1 protein-coding gene is annotated in these 735 nt (G+C 22.4%); it reads left to right on the top strand.

From position 1 onward, the window contains the following. Window positions 1-101: 101 nt before the first annotated feature. On the top strand, window positions 102-242 hold the full coding sequence (locus tag ON17_RS03760; RefSeq protein ID WP_173363082.1) for a hypothetical protein: 141 nt from the start codon (window positions 102-104) through the stop codon (window positions 240-242). The last annotated feature ends 493 nt before the right edge of the window (window positions 243-735 follow it).

Here is a 735-nt window from a genome sequence, read left to right as displayed (position 1 = left end):
TTTAAGTAATAATATGTATAATAAAATTCATAAAAATTTATACTTTTTTAAAGAAAATTAGCAAAAAATATACGCTTTTTTTATTTAAAAAGAAATTTAATATGACAGAATTGCAATGGATTTATGACAAACATGGTTTTGATAGACAAGAAACACACATTTCCAAATGCGAACATCGTGGGACCAAAATATCTAATAAAAATTTGCGTTGTTCCTTTTTTTTAGACAACTTTTGTCTCTAAAATTGTTCTATCGCGAAGATTCTTACCTTCTGATTTTGCCATCATTTTAAACAAAACTTCACTTACCATCATCTTTTTTAAATCTTCTTTTAAAACTTTTATTTTATCTTCTTAAGTGGGTTTTTATTGATTATTATCATTTATTCTAGAATTTTGTCTGTTTGGAGAACTCTTAGTATCTGCAAAAGCCTTTAAAGGTCCTTTTGATAACACTAAAAAAATAAACTTAATAACAAAATACGAGTGTATGTTTTTATCAAGTTTAATGGTTTTTTTCTAAAACGCTTATTTGGCATAGAATATTTTTTTCTCCTTTAAATAAACTATATAAAAAATTATATCCTTTTGAATTTAATTATTTTTTTAACCAATAAATCAACAAAAATTTTTTCACTTTTTTTCCTGAAGAGGACTGTTTTTCTTTCTTAAAAGAAAAAACATGCTTTTTTTAAAGAAATATTATGATATAATTAGTAAACATTATATATAATAT

It is taken from the genome of Poinsettia branch-inducing phytoplasma str. JR1, from assembly GCF_000309465.1.
In the GTDB taxonomy this organism is placed as follows: Bacteria; Bacillota_I; Bacilli_A; order Acholeplasmatales; family Acholeplasmataceae; genus Phytoplasma; species Phytoplasma pruni.
Note: the sequence above shows the minus strand (reverse complement) of the source record. Positions and strands in the feature narration are given on the sequence as shown.

Excerpts from the sequence above, each read along its gene's own strand:
- ON17_RS03760 (WP_173363082.1), top strand. The coding sequence starts at position 102 with ATGACAGAATTGCAATGGATTTATGACAAACATGGTTTTGATAGACAA.